This is a genomic window from Tessaracoccus bendigoensis DSM 12906 (assembly GCF_900141915.1).
Classification (GTDB): domain Bacteria; phylum Actinomycetota; class Actinomycetes; order Propionibacteriales; family Propionibacteriaceae; genus Arachnia; species Arachnia bendigoensis.
On sequence record NZ_FQZG01000158.1, the window covers coordinates 1 to 1,052 of the forward strand.

Sequence of the window (1,052 nt, forward strand, 5' to 3'; positions counted from 1 at the left end):
CTCCCAAGAACCTGTGGTCAGGATTCTGCACCGTGTGCCAGGGGTTTCGTCACGCGCTGGCGTCGCTGCGCTCCTTCGGCGCGGCTCAACCAGCGCGTCGGTTGAGCCGGTCCCGCCGCGCGGAGCGCCGGGGACCGTGACGAAACCATCGCGACGATCCCCGCAGACTCTCCCAATAATCTTTGGTCAGAACCCCGCAGCGGCCAGCCAAACCTCGCCACCGTCCCATCCCCGACTCAGTGGCGTGCACAAATCTCTCTATACGTCGAGGCGGCCTCAGATCGCGACTGCCTCGACGCATACAGAGATCTATGCACAGCATGGACGGTCCAGACGGCCAGACCGAGCACCTACAGCCCTGCGGCGCCATCATCGCGCTGTGCCCTCGCGCGATCATCGTCATTCCGGGTTCTGGACCAGGCGGAGCAACGATCCGTCAGGGTCTATCAGGGCACCGATGCGCATTCCAGAGGCTTCAAGCCGGGGCCGATGGATGCGCGGCCATCCGAGGGTCGACTCGGGGATGCCTGCCGCCTGACACTCCGCATGGAAGGCGTCCGCGTCTTCGAGGCGCAGGCAACAACCAAATGACGACGTGGCCGGGTCGAGATCTGGGTAGGGGAAGAACTCAAGGACGAGGCCGCCGCGATGCAGGATCAGCCAGTCGGCATCCTGGAAGACGACCGAGAACTCGAGCCGCTCGTAGAACGCGATGGTTGCGGCGAAGCTGCGTGAGGGGAGGTTCGGCGTGGCGTGGTCGGCCATTCTCGACCCTAACATTCCGCGTTGTTGTCCGCGGTCCCGTCCGCGTGCCCGCGCGCAGTGGCGCTGTCAGGGCCCATCCGGGAGGGCTCGTTACCAGCGATCCGTCGTCGATACCTGCAGAAAGGCTCGTTACCAGGGATCCGGCGCCGATACCTGCGATCCACCGTCGTCACCAACCTTCTGACGTCGACACCAGCGGAAAGGCTCGTTACCAGCGATCCGGCGCCGATACCTGCGGAAAGGCTGGTTACCAGCGGTATACGGCTGGTGTCGAGCGATACTGCTGG

At 64.6% G+C, this 1,052-nt stretch carries 1 protein-coding gene; it reads right to left on the reverse strand.

Annotated elements, in window-relative coordinates; genetic code table 11:
- Positions 1–399: 399 nt before the first annotated feature.
- Positions 400–765, reverse strand: coding sequence for a bleomycin resistance protein (locus tag BUC15_RS18895; RefSeq protein ID WP_073191671.1), 366 nt, complete (start codon positions 763–765; stop codon positions 400–402).
- Between the last annotated feature and the right edge of the window lie 287 nt (positions 766–1,052).